The sequence below is a fragment of the Kitasatospora humi genome, from assembly GCF_020907985.1.
GTDB lineage: Bacteria > Actinomycetota > Actinomycetes > Streptomycetales > Streptomycetaceae > Kitasatospora > Kitasatospora humi.
This window is the reverse complement of the sequence record NZ_JAJJPA010000150.1, coordinates 1-1,003: the sequence shown is the minus strand read 5'-3', so window position 1 is coordinate 1,003 and position 1,003 is coordinate 1. Positions and strand designations below refer to the sequence as shown.

Sequence of the window (1,003 nt, the reverse complement as noted above, 5' to 3'; positions counted from 1 at the left end):
TGGTGAAAAGTACCGCGGGAGCGGAGTGAAATAGTACCTGAAACCGTGTGCCTACAAGCCGTGGGAGCGTCGTCACTTCGGTGGCCGTGACTGCGTGCCTTTTGAAGAATGAGCCTGCGAGTTTGCGGTGTGTAGCGAGGTTAACCCGTGTGGGGTAGCCGTAGCGAAAGCGAGTCCGAATAGGGCGATTCAGTTGCATGCCCAAGACCCGAAGCGGAGTGATCTAGCCATGGGCAGGTTGAAGCGCGGGTAAGACCGTGTGGAGGACCGAACCCACCAGGGTTGAAAACCTGGGGGATGACCTGTGGTTAGGGGTGAAAGGCCAATCAAACTCCGTGATAGCTGGTTCTCCCCGAAATGCATTTAGGTGCAGCGTCGCGTGTTTCTTGCCGGAGGTAGAGCACTGGATAGGCGATGGGCCTTACCGGGTTACTGACCTTAGCCAAACTCCGAATGCCGGTAAGTGAGAGCGCGGCAGTGAGACTGTGGGGGATAAGCTCCATGGTCGAGAGGGAAACAGCCCAGAACACCGACTAAGGTCCCTAAGCGTGTGCTAAGTGGGAAAGGATGTGGAGTCGCAGAGACAACCAGGAGGTTGGCTTAGAAGCAGCCACCCTTGAAAGAGTGCGTAATAGCTCACTGGTCAAGTGATTCCGCGCCGACAATGTAGCGGGGCTCAAGTACACCACCGAAGTCGTGTCATTGCAGCATGAGGGCCAACGCCTGCTGTGATGGGTAGGGGAGCGTCGTGTGCCGGGTGAAGCGGCCGAGGAATCGAGTCGTGGACGGTATACGAGTGAGAATGCAGGCATGAGTAGCGATACAAGAGTGGGAAACTCTTGCGCCGATTGACCAAGGGTTCCTGGGTCAAGCTGATCTGCCCAGGGTAAGTCGGGACCTAAGGCGAGGCCGACAGGCGTAGTCGATGGACAACGGGTTGATATTCCCGTACCCGCTTTGAAGCGCCAACGGTGAACCTCTGGATGCTAAGGCCGTGAAGCCG

The 1,003-nt window shown here is 57.0% G+C and carries 1 rRNA gene; it reads left to right on the top strand.

Annotated elements, in window-relative coordinates:
* Positions 1 to 1,003: ribosomal RNA gene (locus LN042_RS36805) — 23S ribosomal RNA — on the top strand; the annotation flags it as partial.